Below are 16,876 nucleotides of genomic sequence, written 5' to 3'. Positions count from 1 at the left end.
TCTACGTTTTGCGATCCGTGAAGGTGGTCGTACTGTAGGTGCTGGTGTTGTTGCGAAAGTAACTGCATAAGCATATTATAGTGACGGATTACGTCTCAGGTTGAGGGCTTTGGCTCTCAACTTGCATTATAGGTCAGTAGTTCAATTGGTAGAGCGTCGGTCTCCAAAACCGAATGTTGGGGGTTCGAGTCCCTCCTGACCTGCCATATTTTGAAATAAAAAGCTTGATGCTGGCTTAGTTGTTCATATAATAAGTCGCGAGTTCTACGACGAGTACAAAAATGTCGAATGATAAATCGCGTGACGCATTGAGCGACGCGCCAATTCCTCAAAGAAATAATTCTGCTGAAGTTGTTCGTTCTGGTTCGCCTTTAGATATTGTTCTATGGGTGATAGCAATAGCATTGTTGCTTTTAGCTACCATGGTGAATCAGCATTTGCCAGCGTATTGGGCACCTGCAAATAATGTTTGGGTGCGCGTTGGGGTAATTTTTGCTTGTATCGTTGTGGCTTTAGGTTTATTATACGCCACCCATCAAGGTAAAGGCTTCGTTCGCTTGCTAAAAGATGCACGAGTCGAATTGCGTCGAGTAACTTGGCCAACAAAACAAGAAACAGTCACTACATCGTGGCAGGTTCTATTGGTTGTAGTTGTTGCATCATTGGTTTTATGGTGCTTTGACTATGGTTTGGGTTGGTTAATTAAGTTGATTATCGGGTAAAAGAGCTATGAAACGTTGGTACATTATTCATGCCTACTCTGGCTATGAAAAACAAGTGATGCGTTCACTTACAGAACGAATCCAGCGTAGCGCTGTTGCCGATAGCTTTGGTGATGTCCTTGTTCCTACCGAAGAAGTGGTAGAAATGAAGGATGGTAAGAAACGTAAATCTGAGCGTAAATTCTTTCCTGGCTATGTGTTAGTCGAAATGGAAATGAATGATGATACTTGGCATATCGTTAAAGAATGTCCAAAGGTTCTAGGTTTTATCGGTGGTACACCTGAAAAACCAGCACCAATCACTCAACGTGAAGCAGATGCGATTCTTGCGCGTGTACGTAATACTGGTGAAGCGCCACGTCCTAAAACGATGTTTGAGCCAGGTGAAGAATTACTTGTTATTGACGGTCCATTCACAGACTTTAAAGGTGTGGTGGAAGAAGTTCAATACGATAAGTCACGTTTAACGTTGACGATTAATGTATTTAATCGACCAACTCAGGTTGAACTCGAGTTTCGACAAGTCGAAAAAACGATTTAATCTTAATTGGTTGAAAAGCGCCCGATTTTATCGGGCATTGTTGTTGTAACAGTAGTGTTGCGTAAAGATTGGGGAGCCTAGCGGCGTTTGTACCCAGAGGTATTTTAAAATGGCTAAGAAGATTGACGGCTATATCAAGCTGCAAGTTCCAGCTGGTAAAGCAAATCCATCTCCACCAATTGGTCCTGCATTAGGTCAACGTGGTGTAAACATCATGGCATTCTGTAAAGAATTCAATGCTGCTACACAAAAAGTTGAACCAGGTCTTCCAATTCCTGTAGTGATTACTGTGTACAACGACAAGTCGTTCACATTCATCATGAAAACTCCTCCAGCTTCTATTCTTCTTAAGAAAGCTGCTGGTATTCAAAAGGGTTCATCTGTACCAAACAAAACTAAAGTTGGTAAGTTGACTCGTGCTCAGTTAGAAGAAATTGCGACTACTAAAGAACCGGATTTAACTGGTGCTGATTTAGACGCACGTGTTCGTACCATCGCTGGTTCTGCACGTTCTATGGGCTTGGAAGTGGAGCTATAAGACATGGCAAAGTTAACTAAACGTCAAAAAGCCATTGCTGCTGCTATTGAAGCAAACAAAGTTTACACTTTGGAAGAAGCAGTACAAGTTCTTAACAGCCTACCTGCTGCAAAGTTCAAAGAATCTTTGGATGTAGCTGTAAATCTTGGTGTAGACCCACGTAAATCTGACCAGGTTGTTCGTGGCGCAACTACATTACCTGCAGGTACTGGTAAAACTGTACGTGTAGCTGTATTTGCTCAAGGCGCGCAAGCAGAAGCTGCTAAAGAAGCTGGTGCTGATGTTGTAGGTTTTGATGACCTTGCTGAAAGCATCCAAGGTGGAAACCTTGACTTTGATGTTGTAATCGCTGCTCCTGACGCTATGCGTGTTGTTGGTAAGCTCGGTACAATTCTTGGTCCACGTGGTTTAATGCCAAACCCTAAAGTTGGTACTGTAACTCCTGACGTAGCGAATGCTGTTAAAAACGCTAAATCTGGTCAGGCTCGTTACCGTGTAGACAAAGCGGGTATTATCCATGCTGCGATCGGTCAATTAGGCTTTGATGCTGCTGCTATCCGTCAAAACGTTGAAACCTTAGTTGCTGACTTGAAAAAGTTAAAACCTGCAACTTCTAAAGGTGTATACATCAAAAAGATCACTTTGAGCTCAACTATGGGTCCTGGTCTTACAGTTGATGTAAACAACGTTTCTAACTAAGTTTAGACTTAGTAAAGAATTTTAAAGTCCTGATTGGGGACAGAACTTAAATAGAAATGTTTTCTATTTGGTTGGGTGGAGCAAAGCTTTATCCCTTACCCGTCAGGCGGACTTTGAATTGATAAATGAGAATTTATCAGCGTCAAAGACCTCAGGCGAAGAGATGTCATTTTCGAATAGCACTTTTCTTAATAAACCAGCCTGCGTAGACGCGGTGGTGTGATTTGTTCCTCCTCCGCGTGTAAGTCGAAAGGCTTACGAATTGGGAGTGTGCCCATTGGGTACATAAATCACCTTAGGAGGTTTTACAATGGCTCTTCTTATTGAAGACAAAAAACAGATCGTTGCGGAAGTAAGTGAAGTTGCTTCTAAGGCGTTTGCAGCCGTTGTTGCTGACTACCAAGGCTTAAGCGTAGAGCAATTAACAACACTTCGTGTTGAAGCTCGTAAGTTAGGTGTTTCTACACGTATTGTACGTAACACTTTGGCTAAACGCGCACTTCAAGATACTCAATTCAATATCTTGAACGACAACCTTGTTGGTCCAACAATTCTAGGTTTTTCAACTTCTGAAGATGACATGGGTGCAGCTGCACGTTTGTTCGAAGATTTTGCTAAAACTAACAAAGCATTTGAGTTAAAAGCTGCTGCATTTGACGGCAAAGTTTATCAAGGTGCTGACGTTAGCGTAATTGCAAACCTTCCGAACCAAGAGAAAGCTCTTACTATGCTTGCCTCTGTCCTTCAAGCTCCTATTTCGAAATTGGGTCGCCTTATTACAGCGCTCAAAGAGAAAAACGAGTCAGAAGCTGCTTAATCAATTCTACACACCATTCAATATCCATTTGGAGTTATTCTCATGGCTTTAACTAACGAAGAAATCTTAAACGCAGTTGCTGAAAAAACTGTTCTTGAACTTGTTGAATTAATTTCTGCTTTCGAAGAGAAATTCAACGTTTCAGCTGCAGCTGTTGCTGTTGCTGCTCCAGCTGGTGGCGCTGCTGCTGCTGCTGAAGAACAGTCTGAATTCAACGTTGAGTTGACTTCTTTCGGTGCTAACAAAGTAGCTGTAATTAAAGCAGTTCGTGAAGCAACTGGCCTTGGTCTTAAAGAAGCTAAAGACCTAGTTGAAGGTGCTCCTCAAGTTCTTAAAGAAGGCGTTTCTAAAGAAGAAGGCGAAGAACTTAAGAAGAAACTTGAAGAAGCTGGTGCTACAGTTACACTTAAGTAATTGTAAAAGGAGTCGGTTTTTAAATCGGCTCCATAAAATGGCTGATGGCTCTTGGGTCATCAGCCTTTTTGCGTTACAATAATCGGCTCGATTTTTGTTAGTTTTGTTTGCTTTTTAGAAAAATTCAAATAAAACAAGTAATTTCAAATGTTTACCAATATTTTTCTTTTTTAAAAATATTGTTAAGCGTTTTTATACCACTAAAAATTGCAGCATTTGTAAACAGTGGTGGCCATATCGGCCTGCGTAATTCCTTCTGAGCCCGTTCTGCAGGCGGGCTTGGTTTACTTTCCGAGGACTCCAGATGGCATACTCATATACCGAAAAGAAACGGATCCGTAAGAATTTTGGTAAATTGCCCCAAGTAATGGATGCACCGTACTTACTTTCGATCCAGGTCGATTCGTACAGAACATTCTTGCAAGATGGCAAAACTCCAAAAAACCGCGAAGATATCGGTCTCCAAGCCGCATTTCGTTCAGTTTTTCCTATCGAAAGTTATTCTGGCAATGCTGCTTTAGAATTTGTTGAGTATAGCCTTGGTAAACCTGAGTTCGATGTACGCGAATGTATTCTTCGTGGTTCGACTTATGCGGCACCAATGCGCGTTAAAATTCGTTTGATTATTAAAGATCGCGAAACTAAATCAATTAAAGACGTACGAGAACAAGAAGTCTATATGGGTGAAATTCCACTCATGACTGAAAACGGTACATTCGTCATTAATGGTACTGAGCGTGTAATCGTATCTCAATTACATCGTTCACCAGGCGTTTTCTTTGATCACGATAAAGGTAAAACCCACTCAAGTGGTAAAGTGTTGTATTCAGCACGTATCATTCCTTACCGTGGTTCATGGTTAGACTTCGAATTTGATGCGAAAGACTTAGTTTACGTACGTATTGACCGTCGTCGTAAATTACTTGCTACTGTTGTGTTACGTGCACTAGGTTATAACAACGAACAAATCTTGAATTTGTTCTATGAAAAAGTACCTGTGTATCTTGACATGGGCAGTTACCAGATTGACCTAGTACCTGAACGTTTACGTGGGGAAATGGCTCAATTTGATATTGCTGACAATGACGGTAAAGTTATTGTTGAGCAAGGTAAGCGTATTAATGCTCGTCACGTACGTCAAATGGAAGCTGCTGGTTTAACAAAACTTTCAGTTCCTGATGAATACTTATATGAGCGTATCACTGCTGAGAATATTACTTTGCGTGATGGTGAAGTAATTGCTGCGAATACTTTGTTAAGCCATGAAGTTATGGTGAAGTTGGCAGAAGGTGGTGTTAAACAGTTCAATATCTTGTTTACGAACGATATTGACCGTGGTTCGTTTGTTGCTGACACTTTACGTGCAGATACAACGGCTGGTCGTGAAGAAGCATTAGTTGAAATTTATAAAGTAATGCGTCCAGGCGAACCGCCAACTAAAGAAGCTGCTGAAAACTTATTCAATAACTTATTCTTCTCTTCTGAGCGTTATGACTTATCTCCAGTAGGTCGTATGAAGTTCAACCGTCGTTTGGGTCGTCCATACGAAGTTGGTACTGACCAGAAGTCACGTGAAGTAGAAGGTATTTTATCGCACGAAGATATCATTGATGTATTACGTACATTAGTTGAAATCCGTAACGGTAAAGGTGAAGTCGACGATATCGATCACTTGGGTAACCGTCGTGTACGTTCTGTTGGTGAAATGACTGAAAACCAATTCCGTGTTGGTTTGGTACGTGTTGAACGTGCAGTTAAAGAACGTTTAAGCCAAGCAGAAACAGATAACTTGTCTCCACAAGATCTAATTAACGCTAAACCAGTTGCAGCTGCAATCAAAGAATTCTTTGGTTCAAGCCAATTATCTCAGTTCATGGACCAAAACAACCCATTATCTGAGATTACGCATAAGCGTCGTGTATCAGCGCTTGGGCCTGGTGGTTTAACACGTGAACGTGCGGGCTTTGAAGTACGTGACGTACATCAAACTCACTATGGTCGTGTATGTCCAATTGAAACGCCGGAAGGTCCAAACATTGGTTTGATCAACTCGCTTTCTGTATATGCAAAAGCAAATGACTTCGGTTTCTTGGAAACACCTTACCGTAAAGTAGTAGATGGTCGAGTAACTGATGCAGTTGAATACCTTTCTGCGATTGAAGAAGTAGGTACTGTTATTGCACAGGCCGATTCTGCAGTAGATAAAGATGGCAACCTAACAGAAGAGTTTGTTTCTGTTCGTCATCAAGGTGAATTCGTACGTATGCCACCTGAAAAAGTGACGCATATGGACGTTTCTGCTCAGCAAGTTGTATCTGTTGCTGCATCACTTATTCCATTCCTTGAACACGATGACGCGAACCGTGCGCTTATGGGTTCAAACATGCAACGTCAGGCAGTTCCTACTCTACGTGCGGATAAACCGCTTGTAGGTACAGGTATGGAAGCGAACGTTGCACGTGACTCAGGTGTGTGTGTGATCGCAAACCGTGGTGGTGCAATTGAATACGTAGATGCTTCTCGTATCGTTATTCGTGTAAACGAAGATGAAATGATTGCTGGTGAGGCGGGTGTAGATATCTACAACCTCATTAAATATACGCGTTCTAACCAAAACACTTGTATCAACCAAAATATTATCGTGAATTTGGGCGACAAAGTTGCTCGCGGTGATATCTTGGCAGACGGTCCGTCTACAGATATGGGTGAGCTTGCGCTTGGTCAAAACATGCGCGTTGCGTTCATGACTTGGAATGGTTACAACTATGAAGACTCGATCTTATTATCTGAGCGCGTACTTCAAGAAGACCGTTTAACTTCTATTCATATTCAAGAATTATCTTGTGTAGCGCGTGATACTAAGTTAGGTGCAGAAGAAATTACTGCCGATATTCCTAACGTTGGTGAAGCTGCACTTTCTAAACTTGATGAATCAGGTATCGTTTATATCGGTGCTGAAGTTACAGCAGGTGACATTCTTGTTGGTAAAGTAACGCCTAAAGGTGAAACTCAGTTAACTCCTGAAGAAAAATTGCTTCGTGCAATCTTTGGTGAGAAAGCAGCTGACGTTAAAGATTCATCTTTACGTGTTCCATCTGGTACAAAAGGTACAGTTATCGATGTTCAAGTCTTCACTCGTGATGGCTTAGAGAAAGATGACCGTGCATTGGCGATCGAAAAAGCACAACTTGATGCTTACCGTAAAGACTTGAAAGAAGAATACAAGATCTTTGAAGAAGCAGCTCGTGAGCGTGTAATTCGTTTGCTTAAAGGCCAAGAGTCTAATGGCGGTGGTTCAACTAAACGTGGTGACAAACTCGTTGAAGAAGTGTTATCTGGTTTAGAGCTTGTTGATTTACTTGAAATTCAACCGGCAGATGAAGCAATCGCTGAGCGTTTAACTCAAATTCAAGTGTTCTTAAAAGAAAAGAGCGCAGAAATTGACGAGAAATTCGCTGAGAAGAAACGTAAGCTTGCAACAGGTGATGAATTAACAACTGGCGTATTGAAAGTTGTTAAAGTTTACTTAGCTGTTAAACGTCGTATTCAGCCTGGTGATAAGATGGCTGGTCGTCACGGTAACAAGGGTGTTGTATCTAACATCTTACCTGTTGAAGACATGCCACACGATGCTAACGGTGTACCAGTAGATATCGTATTGAACCCGTTGGGCGTACCATCTCGTATGAACGTGGGTCAGATTCTTGAGACTCACTTAGGTATGGCGGCTAAAGGGCTTGGTGATAAAATCGAGAAAATGTTGAAAGAACAGCGTACAGTTTTAGAACTGCGTGAATTCTTAGACAAGATTTATAACAAAGTCGGTGGTGAGCAAGAAGATCTTGATAGCTTAACTGATGCTGAAGTCTTGGCACTTTCAGGCAACTTACGTGCTGGTGTACCTTTGGCTACTCCTGTATTCGATGGTGCTGAAGAAAGTCAAATTAAAGACTTGCTTGAGTTAGCTGGTATCTCTCGTACAGGTCAAACAGTATTGTTTGATGGCCGTACTGGTGAACAGTTTGATCGTCCTGTAACTGTAGGTTACATGTACATGCTCAAATTGAACCACTTGGTTGATGACAAGATGCATGCGCGTTCAACTGGTTCTTACTCTCTTGTTACACAGCAACCGCTTGGTGGTAAAGCACAATTCGGTGGTCAGCGTTTCGGTGAGATGGAGGTCTGGGCACTCGAAGCTTACGGCGCAGCATATACTCTCCAAGAGATGTTAACTGTTAAGTCGGATGACGTTGAAGGTCGTACACGCATCTATAAGAATATTGTAGATGGTAACCATTATATGGATCCGGGTATGCCTGAATCGTTCAACGTATTGACCAAAGAGATCCGTTCTTTAGGTATCAACATTGAACTGAAAAATGGTGATTAAGTCGTAAGACTCACGATTTTTTAGGTAAAAACAATATTTGTGACCCAGTCGGGTAAGCGTTGCTTCCCGACACACGGAGAAAAAAATTGAAAGACTTGCTCGATATCATGCGTAAGAAAACGGACTCAGATGGTCATGCACCAATTGAGTTTGACCGTATCCGTATTGGTCTTGCGTCACCAGAAATGATTAAGTCATGGTCTCATGGTGAAGTTAAAAAACCTGAGACAATTAACTACCGTACTTTTAAACCAGAACGTGACGGTTTGTTCTGTGCCAAAATTTTTGGTCCAGTAAAAGATTACGAATGCTTGTGTGGTAAATACAAGCGTATGAAATACAAAGGCGTCATTTGTGAAAAATGTGGCGTTGAAGTAACTACAGCGAAAGTTCGTCGTGAACGTATGGGTCACATTGAACTTGCTTCTCCAGTTGCACATATCTGGTTCTTAAAATCGTTACCGAGCCGTATCGGTTTATTATTAGATATGACACTTCGTGATATCGAACGTGTATTGTATTTCGAATCATACGTTGTAACTGACCCAGGTATGACTCCGTTTGAAAAGTATCAACTTTTAACAGACGAAGAATACTTCAATGCACTTGAAGAACACGGTGATGAATTCACTGCGAAAATGGGTGCAGAAGCGGTTCAGGACTTGTTGAAAGATATCGATCTTGAAGCTGAAATCGCACGTTTACGTGAAGAAATTCCTCAAACAACTTCTGAAACGAAGTTGAAAAAAGCATCTAAGCGCTTGAAATTGATGGAAGCATTCAAAGATTCAAACAACAAGCCAGAATGGATGGTGATGAATGTACTTCCGGTACTTCCACCTGATTTACGTCCATTAGTTCCACTTGAAGGTGGTCGTTTCGCGACTTCTGACTTGAACGATTTATACCGTCGTGTCATTAACCGTAACAACCGTTTGAAGCGTCTTCTTGACCTTGCTGCTCCAGATATCATCGTACGTAACGAAAAACGTATGTTACAAGAGTCTGTAGATGCATTGCTTGATAACGGACGTCGTGGTCGTGCAATTACTGGTTCTAACAAGCGTCCATTAAAATCTTTGGCAGATATGATCAAAGGTAAACAAGGTCGTTTCCGTCAGAACTTATTAGGTAAGCGTGTTGACTATTCTGGTCGTTCGGTAATTACTGTAGGTCCTACTTTACGTCTTCACCAATGTGGTCTTCCGAAGAAAATGGCACTTGAATTATTCAAGCCATTCATTTTCGCGAAACTACAAGCTTCAGGTCAGGCGACTACCATTAAAGCTGCGAAGAAAATGGTTGAGCGTGAGACTCCGGAAGTTTGGGACGTTCTTGCTTCTGTAATTCGTCAACACCCAGTAATGTTGAACCGTGCGCCAACACTTCACCGTTTAGGTCTTCAAGCATTTGAACCTATTCTTATTGAAGGTAAGGCAATCCGTCTTCACCCACTCGTTTGTGCTGCGTTTAACGCCGACTTCGATGGTGACCAAATGGCGGTACACGTTCCATTGACACTTGAAGCACAGTTAGAAGCTCGTGCATTGATGATGTCAACAAACAACATCTTGTCACCAGCAAACGGTGAGCCAATCATCGTTCCTTCTCAGGACGTTGTCTTGGGTCTTTACTACATCACACGTGATGCTGTAAATGCCAAAGGTGAAGGCATGGTGTTTGCGGATACTCATGAGGTAAACCGTGCACTTGCTACTGGACAGGTTGCTATCCATGCGCGTGTTAAAGTACGTGTACACCAAACTGTTATCAATGAAAATGGTGAACGTGAACACCAAACTATTATTGTTGATACAACACCTGGTCGTTGTTTGCTTTGGGAAATTGTTCCACAAGGCTTAAGCTTTGACATGATCAACCTTGAGATGACTAAAAAGAACATCTCTAAATTGATCAACTCTTGCTACCGTAAACTTGGTTTGAAAGATACAGTTATCTTTGCTGACCAATTAATGTACTTGGGCTTCCGTCAAGCGACTCGTTCAGGTGTATCTGTAGGTATGGAAGACATGCTCATTCCACCTACTAAGCACACAATTATTGATAAAGCAGAAACAGAAGTTCGTGAAATCGAACAACAGTTCGAACAAGGTTTCGTAACTGCTGGTGAGCGTTATAACAAAGTTGTCGATATCTGGGCGCGTACAAACGACCAAGTTGCTAAAGCAATGATGGATAACTTGTCTTATACACTTGTTAAAAACAAACAAGGTGAAGACGAGAAACAAAAATCATTCAACAGCATCTATATGATGTCTGACTCGGGTGCCCGTGGTAGTGCGGCGCAGATTCGTCAGCTTGCTGGTATGCGTGGTTTGATGGCAAAACCGGATGGCTCGATTATTGAGACTCCGATTAAAGCGAACTTCCGTGAAGGTTTAACAGTACTTCAGTACTTTATTTCAACACACGGTGCGCGTAAAGGTTTGGCCGATACAGCATTGAAAACTGCGAACTCGGGTTACTTGACTCGTCGTCTTGTAGACGTAGCGCAAGACTTGGTAATTACTGAACCTGACTGTGGTACAGCGGGTGGTTTAGTAATGACTCCATTCATTCAGGGTGGTGATGTCATCGAGCCATTACGTGACCGCGTATTGGGTCGTGTAACTGCTGAAGATGTACGTCGTGCATCTGATGATGAAGTTGTATTACCTCGTGGTACGTTAATTGACGAGAAAATCGCAGCTCAGCTTGAAGAAGCTGGTGTCGATGAAGTTAAAGTACGCTCTGTAATCGCATGTGAATCAACATTCGGTGTATGTGCTCGTTGTTATGGTCGTGACCTTGCACGTGGTCACTTGGTGAACCCAGGTGAATCAGTCGGTGTAATGGCTGCACAGTCAATCGGTGAGCCAGGTACACAGTTAACGATGCGTACGTTCCACGTTGGTGGTGCTGCGAGCCGAACTTCTGCTGCGAACAGTGTTCAAGTACGTAATAAAGGTACTGTACGTTTCCATAACGTGAAAACTGTACAACATGCAAAAGGCCACTTGGTTTCAGTTTCACGTTCAGGTGAAATTGGTATTGCCGATGATTTAGGTCGTGAGCGCGAGCGTTATAAACTTCCTTACGGTGCAAGCATCTTGTTGAAAGATGGTGAAGCTGTAGAAGCTGGCGGTATCGTAGCGACTTGGGATCCGCATACACATCCATTGGTAACAGAAGTTGCTGGTAAAGCGCGCTTCAGCCAAATCGCTGATGGCGTAACTGCAACATCGAAAACTGATGATGCAACTGGTATGACTACTGTTGAAATCTTGCCTGTAACAGCTCGTCCTGCTTCTGGTAAGGATTTACGTCCTGCAATCGTGTTGGATACAACAGATGGCGGCGAACAGTTCTACTTCTTGCCACAAAATACAATCGTAACTGTCCGTGACGGCGAAACGATTGGTGTGGGTGACGTTATTGGTCGTGTACCACAAGAAACATCACGTACTCGTGATATTACCGGTGGTCTTCCGCGTGTAGCTGACTTGTTCGAAGCGCGTAAGCCAAAAGAGCATGCAATTCTTGCTGAAGTATCAGGTGTTGTAAGCTTCGGTAAAGAGACTAAGGGTAAAAACCGTTTGGTAATTACTCCTGATGATGGTTCTGAGATTTACGAAGAATTGATTCCAAAATGGCGTCAAATCAACGTATTCGAAGGCGAGCATGTGAACCGTGGTGAGACTATTTCTGATGGTCCACAAAACCCACATGACATCTTGCGCTTGAAAGGTGAAGTTGCATTAACTAACTACATCGTGAACGAAGTTCAAGACGTTTACCGTCTCCAAGGTGTAAAAATCAACGATAAGCACATTGAAGTTATCGTACGTCAAATGTTGCGTAAAGTTGATATCACTGATGGCGGTGATACAAGCTTCATTAAAGGCGAGCAAGTGGATTACATCCGCGTTGTTCAAGAGAACCAAGCTGTCTTGGCTCAGAACAAGTTCCCTGCGAAGTTTGAACGTCAATTGATGGGTATTACGAAAGCATCGCTTTCTACTGACTCGTTCATCTCTGCTGCATCGTTCCAGGAAACAACTCGTGTGTTAACTGAAGCGGCTGTAACAGGTAAAGAAGATGATTTACGTGGCTTGAAAGAAAACGTTGTAGTAGGTCGTTTGATTCCAGCAGGTACTGGTCTTGCGTACCACTTAGAGCGTCGTCGTCAAGAAGCAGAAGCTGCAGAGCATGAGCTTCATAATGACTTCAGCGAAGTAGACCAAGCATTTAGCCAAGCATTAAACTCTGAACAATTCTAAGTTTAGACTGGCACTAAAAAAGGCACCTTAGGGTGCCTTTTTTATTTATATTTATTTATAACAATTTTTAATTGTAATTACATAAACATATTAAAGAGCCATTATTTTATTACTTAAGCGGGATAAATACTCCACAAAAACACACTAGGCTACCTGCTTATGAAGACTGGAGTAAATCTAATGAAAAAAATGATGATGATTGTTAGTGTTGGCCTGATGTCTACAACTTTGTTTGTTGGTTGTCAGAATGCAAGCCCAGAAAGTCAACGTATTGGTTCAGCTGCTATTGGTGGTGGCGCAGGTGGTGCGGTAGGAAAACACGTGGGCGGTAATATAGGTGCAGGCCTAGGAGCGGCACTGGGTGCAGGTGTTGCGGCTAATGCAAAAGGGTCTAGCAGTAAAACCGTACGTAATAGTGCAATTGGTGCTGGTGTCGGCGCTGTATTAGGTGGAGCAATTATTGGTGGTGACGCTGGTGCTGCTACAGGTGGAGCATTGGGTGGTAGTGCTGGTGCAGCCTATGAAGAGAAGAAAGGGAAGTACTAAAAGTATCCTTAATAATTGTTAAACTATAGAAGTCTTTATGTGATTAAAGACTTCTTTTTTATAATTAAAATTTTGCTTAATAAATATAAAAGGTAGAGCTTTACAAAATATCAATCGATTAGGACAGACGGATAACACAATCTGATCAAATTCCTCATAAAAGGGGATTATTCTTTTCTCTAGAACAGATCATTGTGAGAACGGTCATGAAAAAAACAATTGGATTAGTTTCTGCTTTAATGTTGTCTACACTTATGTTCACAGGCTGCCAAAATATGAGCCCATCTGACCAACGTATTGGTGCAGCAGCAGCAGGTGGAGCACTTGGTGGTGGTTTAGGTAACCATGTAGGTGGAGGTATTGGTGCAGGCTTAGGCGCAGCGGTAGGTGCAGGCGTAGGTTCTAATACCCAAGGCGGCAGTAAACAGACAACGACTAAGAGTGCGATTGGTGCTGGTATCGGTTCAGTCGTAGGTAAAGCACTGATTGGTGGTGACTCTGGTGCTGCAATTGGTGGTGCGATCGGTGGTGGTGCTGGCGCTGCGATTGAAGAGAAAAGATAAAAATTAACAAATAAAAAATAAGCGCTTTCAGCGCTTATTTTTTATTGAGGGAAAGGTTTCGCCTTTTTACGTCTGATATAAAGCGTTTTCTGAACCTCTGCAATTCTTACTCCAGATTCATCAAAAATGTTTAGATGATAAGTTCTTAAAACAGGTTCATAGTTCTCGGCAAGTTCACGAATTTGTTCTATTTCAGCTAAATCAACTCGAATATCTGCATGTACAGTACTGCGTCCTGGAGAAAGAAAATTGATTTCGGCAGCTTTGTCCCAAACAATATATTTTGATCCGAGATGATGCATAAGAATCATCATATAAAATGGGTCAACCATTGAATAAAGGCTTCCACCAAAATGTGTACCGACTAAATTTTGGTTTTTCCAAGTCAGCGGCATTTTTACACGCACATGGCAAAGTTCTAAATTCATGATTTCAATATAAATCCCTGCGCCACGATAAGGGGGATAGTGATTAAATAGAAATTTTGAAATCGTAGGATTGTTCTGAAGTCTTCTTAAAATAGCCATAATAGTCAATTTTTTTTATTGCAACAGTATTCATACTAGATAAGTATCATCTTTTTTATATTGATGGCAATGCTCTATCCGACTAACGACATGATCGATTGAAAAACAAGATAGGAAATGATTATGCAGCCAAAAGTTCATACAGTAACAACAAGTGATCAACAAACGCTTTGTGCTAAAACATGGGGTGACGAAAAAAATACACCGTTGGTTTTAGTACATGGTTATCCTGACAATCAAGAAGTATGGGAATCAATCATTGAGCATTTGATCAATGACTTCTATATTGTTACTTACGATGTGCGTGGAGCTGGTTTGTCATCTATACCAAAACGTATACGTGATTATCGTTTAGAGCGTTTATCTCTAGATCTCCAAGAAGTTGTTGATGAGTTATTACCAAATCGTCAATTCCATATGGCTGCACATGATTGGGGATCAATTCAGTCTTGGGAATCAGTCACTGAGCCTAAGCTCAAAGGTCGTTTATTATCATACACCACCATTTCTGGACCATGTCTTGATCATGCCGCTTTATTTTTACGTGATAAATTTAAATCTTCACCAGCTCAAATCTTAAAAATATTAACCAAATCTTGGTATATCGGGGCATTCCATCTTCCGTTATTAGCACCCATAGTATGGTCTCTATTTAGCCCAGAAAAATGGGGTAAAGTTCTTACTCAGCTAGAAAGGAAAAGTAATTTACCTTTAAATAATAATATTAATGCTGATGGTAAATATGGCATTAATTTATATCGTGCCAATTTTATTCCCCGCTTAACTGACCCACGTCAACGTTATGCGCAGTGCCCAGTAAAAGCTGTTATTTTAAAATATGATACTTTTGTAAGCCCAGAATACATCACTGAGGCCATGCCAAAATGGGTTGAAAAATTTGAATATGTAGAGCTTAATGCAAATCACTGGGCCATTCTGAGTGAGCCAGAGAAAATAGCAACTCATATTCGTGAGTTTATTAAAGCTCAAGCGTAACAGTGAAATAACTGCATAAAACTGTTAATTCGGCGATATTTTCGGCTTCATAGATATGAATCTGCTAGAATATCGCCTTTTGTTTTGCTCTGAACTTATTCATGAATGCTGTCGTTATTGCGATTGCAGTGATGTTCTTATTATCACTGGCGCGCGTTTCTGTCGTACTGACTTTAGTGGTTTCTGCCATTGTGGGCGGCCTCGTAGCAGGTTTAAGCCTTTCTCAAACCGTTGAAGCTTTTAACGCTGGTCTTGGTGACGGTGCTGAAGTTGCACTTGCCTATGCAGTGTTAGGGGCATTTGCTCTGGCACTTTCAAAATCTGGATTGCCTGATTTACTTGCCCATAAGCTGATTGGTTTATTGGGAATGGAAGCCGGGAAAAGCCGTCAGACTAAAGTGAAATATCTCCTCTTAGGTATTTTATTAATTTCTGCTATTTTCTCTCAAAACCTTATTCCAGTTCATATTGCCTTTATTCCTGTACTGGTTCCGCCACTGTTACGGGTAATGAACCATTTAAAATTAGACCGCCGCGCCGCAGCCTGTGTACTTACGTTAGGTTTGGTTGGTACTTATATTTTTCTTCCGGTTGGATTTGGTGCAATTTTCCTTGAACAGATTCTGATGGGAAATATCAACAAAATTGGGGCAGCGTATGGCTTGCATGTTGATCGGGCAATGATGCCAATTGGCATGGCCATTCCTGTTTTAGGTATGGTGTTAGGCACTTTGGTTGCTGTATTTATTAGCTACCGTAAACCAAGAATTTATGCTGATCGTGCGATTACACCTGTGACCACGATTGATTTAGATAAACCTATTCGTGCAACTACTCAAGTTGAAACAGCCGACTTAAAAGCAGATGCTGAAGAGTTAAAGCATGAAGCAGAGCAAGCACCAGTTATTGCAAAGAAAACGATCTTGATGGCACTACTCGCGATTGGCTTGACACTTGCTGCGCAGCTGTATTCAGGTTCGATGATTTTGGGTGGTTTAGTCGGTTTTGCTGTTCTATCTACTGCCGGAATTTTTAAATGGCAAGATGCAGATGATGTTTTTGTACAAGGCATGCGAATGATGGCTTTAGTGGGCTTTATCATGATTTCTGCTGCCGGTTTCGCTTCAGTAATGACTCATACTGGTGATATTAATCAGTTAGTAAATGGTGTAGTCGAGATTATTGGAGATAACCGTGCACTTGCAGCATTCTTAATGCTTTGTATTGGCTTATTTGTGACAATTGGTATTGGTTCATCTTTCTCAAGTGTTCCTGTATTAGCTGTTATTTACGTGCCTTTATGCGTGCAGTTTGGTTTCTCACCATTAGCAACGATTGCACTTATTGGTACAGCAGCAGCATTAGGTGATGCTGGATCGCCAGCCTCTGATTCAACCTTAGGGCCAACAGCTGGTTTAGGAGTAGATGGGCAACACGATCATATTTGGGATACAGTCGTACCTACCTTTATTCACTTTAATATTCCGCTATTAATTTTTGGCTGGATTGCTGCAATGGTTTTATAAAGTTTTTATAAAATATTAAAGTGTAAACCTTCTTAATAACGATCTTTAGATTTAAATTAAGAAGGTTTTTTATTGTCTAAATAAAACATGTATTCAAAATAAATTATATTAAAACACTCGGAATTTAAAAGTATATTAAAATGGTTGGTAATATAAAATAATCTTGATTAATAAGGTTGGAATAAAAACCTATTAAAATAGTTGGATAATATATAATTTTATTTAAAACAGTAGTTTAAAAATAAACTATAAAATAATTTTATAATGAGTATTGCATGGTTTTAAAATAAATGTTTATTATAAATATAAATAAG

Annotated in this window: 13 protein-coding genes, 1 tRNA gene and 1 pseudogene; 14 read left to right on the top strand and 1 reads right to left on the bottom strand. The window is 41.2% G+C overall.

The genetic code is table 11. The annotated features are described in order from the left end of the window. The 12 genes and pseudogenes from B806_RS19130 to B806_RS0102990 form a co-directional block, all read left to right on the top strand. Window positions 1–70, top strand: a pseudogene (locus tag B806_RS19130) (elongation factor Tu); the annotation flags it as partial. Window positions 71–130: 60 nt separating this feature from the next. Beyond that, window positions 131–206: transfer RNA gene (locus B806_RS0103040), tRNA-Trp, on the top strand. A gap of 75 nt (window positions 207–281) precedes the next feature. Next, window positions 282–722: a preprotein translocase subunit SecE gene (secE, locus tag B806_RS0103035; protein WP_017385348.1), complete on the top strand. Its 441-nt coding sequence runs from the start codon at window positions 282–284 to the stop codon at window positions 720–722. A 7-nt stretch (window positions 723–729) separates the two neighbouring features. Beyond that, window positions 730–1,263, top strand: a complete 534-nt coding sequence (gene nusG / locus B806_RS0103030; RefSeq protein ID WP_002115092.1) for a transcription termination/antitermination protein NusG — start codon at window positions 730–732, stop codon at window positions 1,261–1,263. A 109-nt stretch (window positions 1,264–1,372) separates the two neighbouring features. After that, window positions 1,373–1,801, top strand: a complete 429-nt coding sequence (gene rplK, locus B806_RS0103025) for a 50S ribosomal protein L11 (protein ID WP_001074682.1) — start codon at window positions 1,373–1,375, stop codon at window positions 1,799–1,801. Window positions 1,802–1,804: 3 nt separating this feature from the next. Then, window positions 1,805–2,500 carry a 50S ribosomal protein L1 gene (gene rplA, locus B806_RS0103020; protein ID WP_017385349.1) on the top strand — a complete coding sequence of 232 codons (696 nt, stop codon included), beginning with the start codon at window positions 1,805–1,807 and terminating at the stop codon, window positions 2,498–2,500. A 310-nt stretch (window positions 2,501–2,810) separates the two neighbouring features. Further along, the gene (rplJ, locus tag B806_RS0103015; protein ID WP_002115099.1) at window positions 2,811–3,317 is read left to right on the top strand and encodes a 50S ribosomal protein L10; all 507 of its coding nucleotides are present in this window, start codon (window positions 2,811–2,813) and stop codon (window positions 3,315–3,317) included. A gap of 42 nt (window positions 3,318–3,359) precedes the next feature. Then, on the top strand, window positions 3,360–3,731 hold the full coding sequence (gene rplL / locus B806_RS0103010; protein ID WP_001229360.1) for a 50S ribosomal protein L7/L12: 372 nt from the start codon (window positions 3,360–3,362) through the stop codon (window positions 3,729–3,731). Between the two features lie 304 nt (window positions 3,732–4,035). Beyond that, window positions 4,036–8,124, top strand: a complete 4,089-nt coding sequence (rpoB, locus tag B806_RS0103005) for a DNA-directed RNA polymerase subunit beta (RefSeq protein WP_002114857.1) — start codon at window positions 4,036–4,038, stop codon at window positions 8,122–8,124. A gap of 86 nt (window positions 8,125–8,210) precedes the next feature. Then, on the top strand, window positions 8,211–12,404 hold the full coding sequence (rpoC, locus tag B806_RS0103000) for a DNA-directed RNA polymerase subunit beta' (protein WP_002114988.1): 4,194 nt from the start codon (window positions 8,211–8,213) through the stop codon (window positions 12,402–12,404). A 180-nt stretch (window positions 12,405–12,584) separates the two neighbouring features. Continuing rightward, window positions 12,585–12,950 (top strand): hypothetical protein, encoded by a 366-nt coding sequence (locus B806_RS0102995; protein WP_005065793.1) that lies wholly within the window; start codon window positions 12,585–12,587, stop codon window positions 12,948–12,950. Window positions 12,951–13,156: 206 nt separating this feature from the next. After that, complete coding sequence (locus tag B806_RS0102990; protein ID WP_002115127.1) at window positions 13,157–13,513, top strand: hypothetical protein; 357 nt, start codon at window positions 13,157–13,159, stop codon at window positions 13,511–13,513. Between the two features lie 41 nt (window positions 13,514–13,554). Here B806_RS0102990 and B806_RS0102985 read toward each other — a convergent pair whose 3' ends face one another. Beyond that, complete coding sequence (locus tag B806_RS0102985) at window positions 13,555–14,040, bottom strand: DUF4442 domain-containing protein (protein ID WP_005079397.1); 486 nt, start codon at window positions 14,038–14,040, stop codon at window positions 13,555–13,557. Window positions 14,041–14,157: 117 nt separating this feature from the next. Here B806_RS0102985 and B806_RS0102980 point away from each other — a divergent pair, with 117 nt between their 5' ends. Then, on the top strand, window positions 14,158–15,036 hold the full coding sequence (locus B806_RS0102980) for an alpha/beta fold hydrolase (RefSeq protein WP_079381140.1): 879 nt from the start codon (window positions 14,158–14,160) through the stop codon (window positions 15,034–15,036). 101 nt (window positions 15,037–15,137) lie between these two features. Continuing rightward, window positions 15,138–16,562: a Na+/H+ antiporter NhaC family protein gene (locus B806_RS0102975; RefSeq protein WP_002114813.1), complete on the top strand. Its 1,425-nt coding sequence runs from the start codon at window positions 15,138–15,140 to the stop codon at window positions 16,560–16,562. Window positions 16,563–16,876 lie beyond the last annotated feature (314 nt).

It is taken from the genome of Acinetobacter sp. TG2027 (assembly GCF_000302435.1).
GTDB lineage: Bacteria > Pseudomonadota > Gammaproteobacteria > Pseudomonadales > Moraxellaceae > Acinetobacter > Acinetobacter pittii.
This window is presented reverse-complemented; position numbering and strand designations above follow the sequence as displayed.

Coding starts and splice junctions, on each gene's coding strand:
- rplA (WP_017385349.1), top strand. CDS start 1,805: ATGGCAAAGTTAACTAAACGTCAAAAAGCCATTGCTGCTGCTATTGAA.
- B806_RS0102985 (WP_005079397.1), bottom strand. CDS start 14,040: ATGGCTATTTTAAGAAGACTTCAGAACAATCCTACGATTTCAAAATTT.
- B806_RS0102975 (WP_002114813.1), top strand. CDS start 15,138: ATGAATGCTGTCGTTATTGCGATTGCAGTGATGTTCTTATTATCACTG.
- nusG (WP_002115092.1), top strand. CDS start 730: ATGAAACGTTGGTACATTATTCATGCCTACTCTGGCTATGAAAAACAA.
- rplJ (WP_002115099.1), top strand. CDS start 2,811: ATGGCTCTTCTTATTGAAGACAAAAAACAGATCGTTGCGGAAGTAAGT.
- B806_RS0102995 (WP_005065793.1), top strand. CDS start 12,585: ATGAAAAAAATGATGATGATTGTTAGTGTTGGCCTGATGTCTACAACT.
- rplK (WP_001074682.1), top strand. CDS start 1,373: ATGGCTAAGAAGATTGACGGCTATATCAAGCTGCAAGTTCCAGCTGGT.
- secE (WP_017385348.1), top strand. CDS start 282: ATGTCGAATGATAAATCGCGTGACGCATTGAGCGACGCGCCAATTCCT.
- B806_RS0102990 (WP_002115127.1), top strand. CDS start 13,157: ATGAAAAAAACAATTGGATTAGTTTCTGCTTTAATGTTGTCTACACTT.
- rpoB (WP_002114857.1), top strand. CDS start 4,036: ATGGCATACTCATATACCGAAAAGAAACGGATCCGTAAGAATTTTGGT.
- rplL (WP_001229360.1), top strand. CDS start 3,360: ATGGCTTTAACTAACGAAGAAATCTTAAACGCAGTTGCTGAAAAAACT.
- B806_RS0102980 (WP_079381140.1), top strand. CDS start 14,158: ATGATTATGCAGCCAAAAGTTCATACAGTAACAACAAGTGATCAACAA.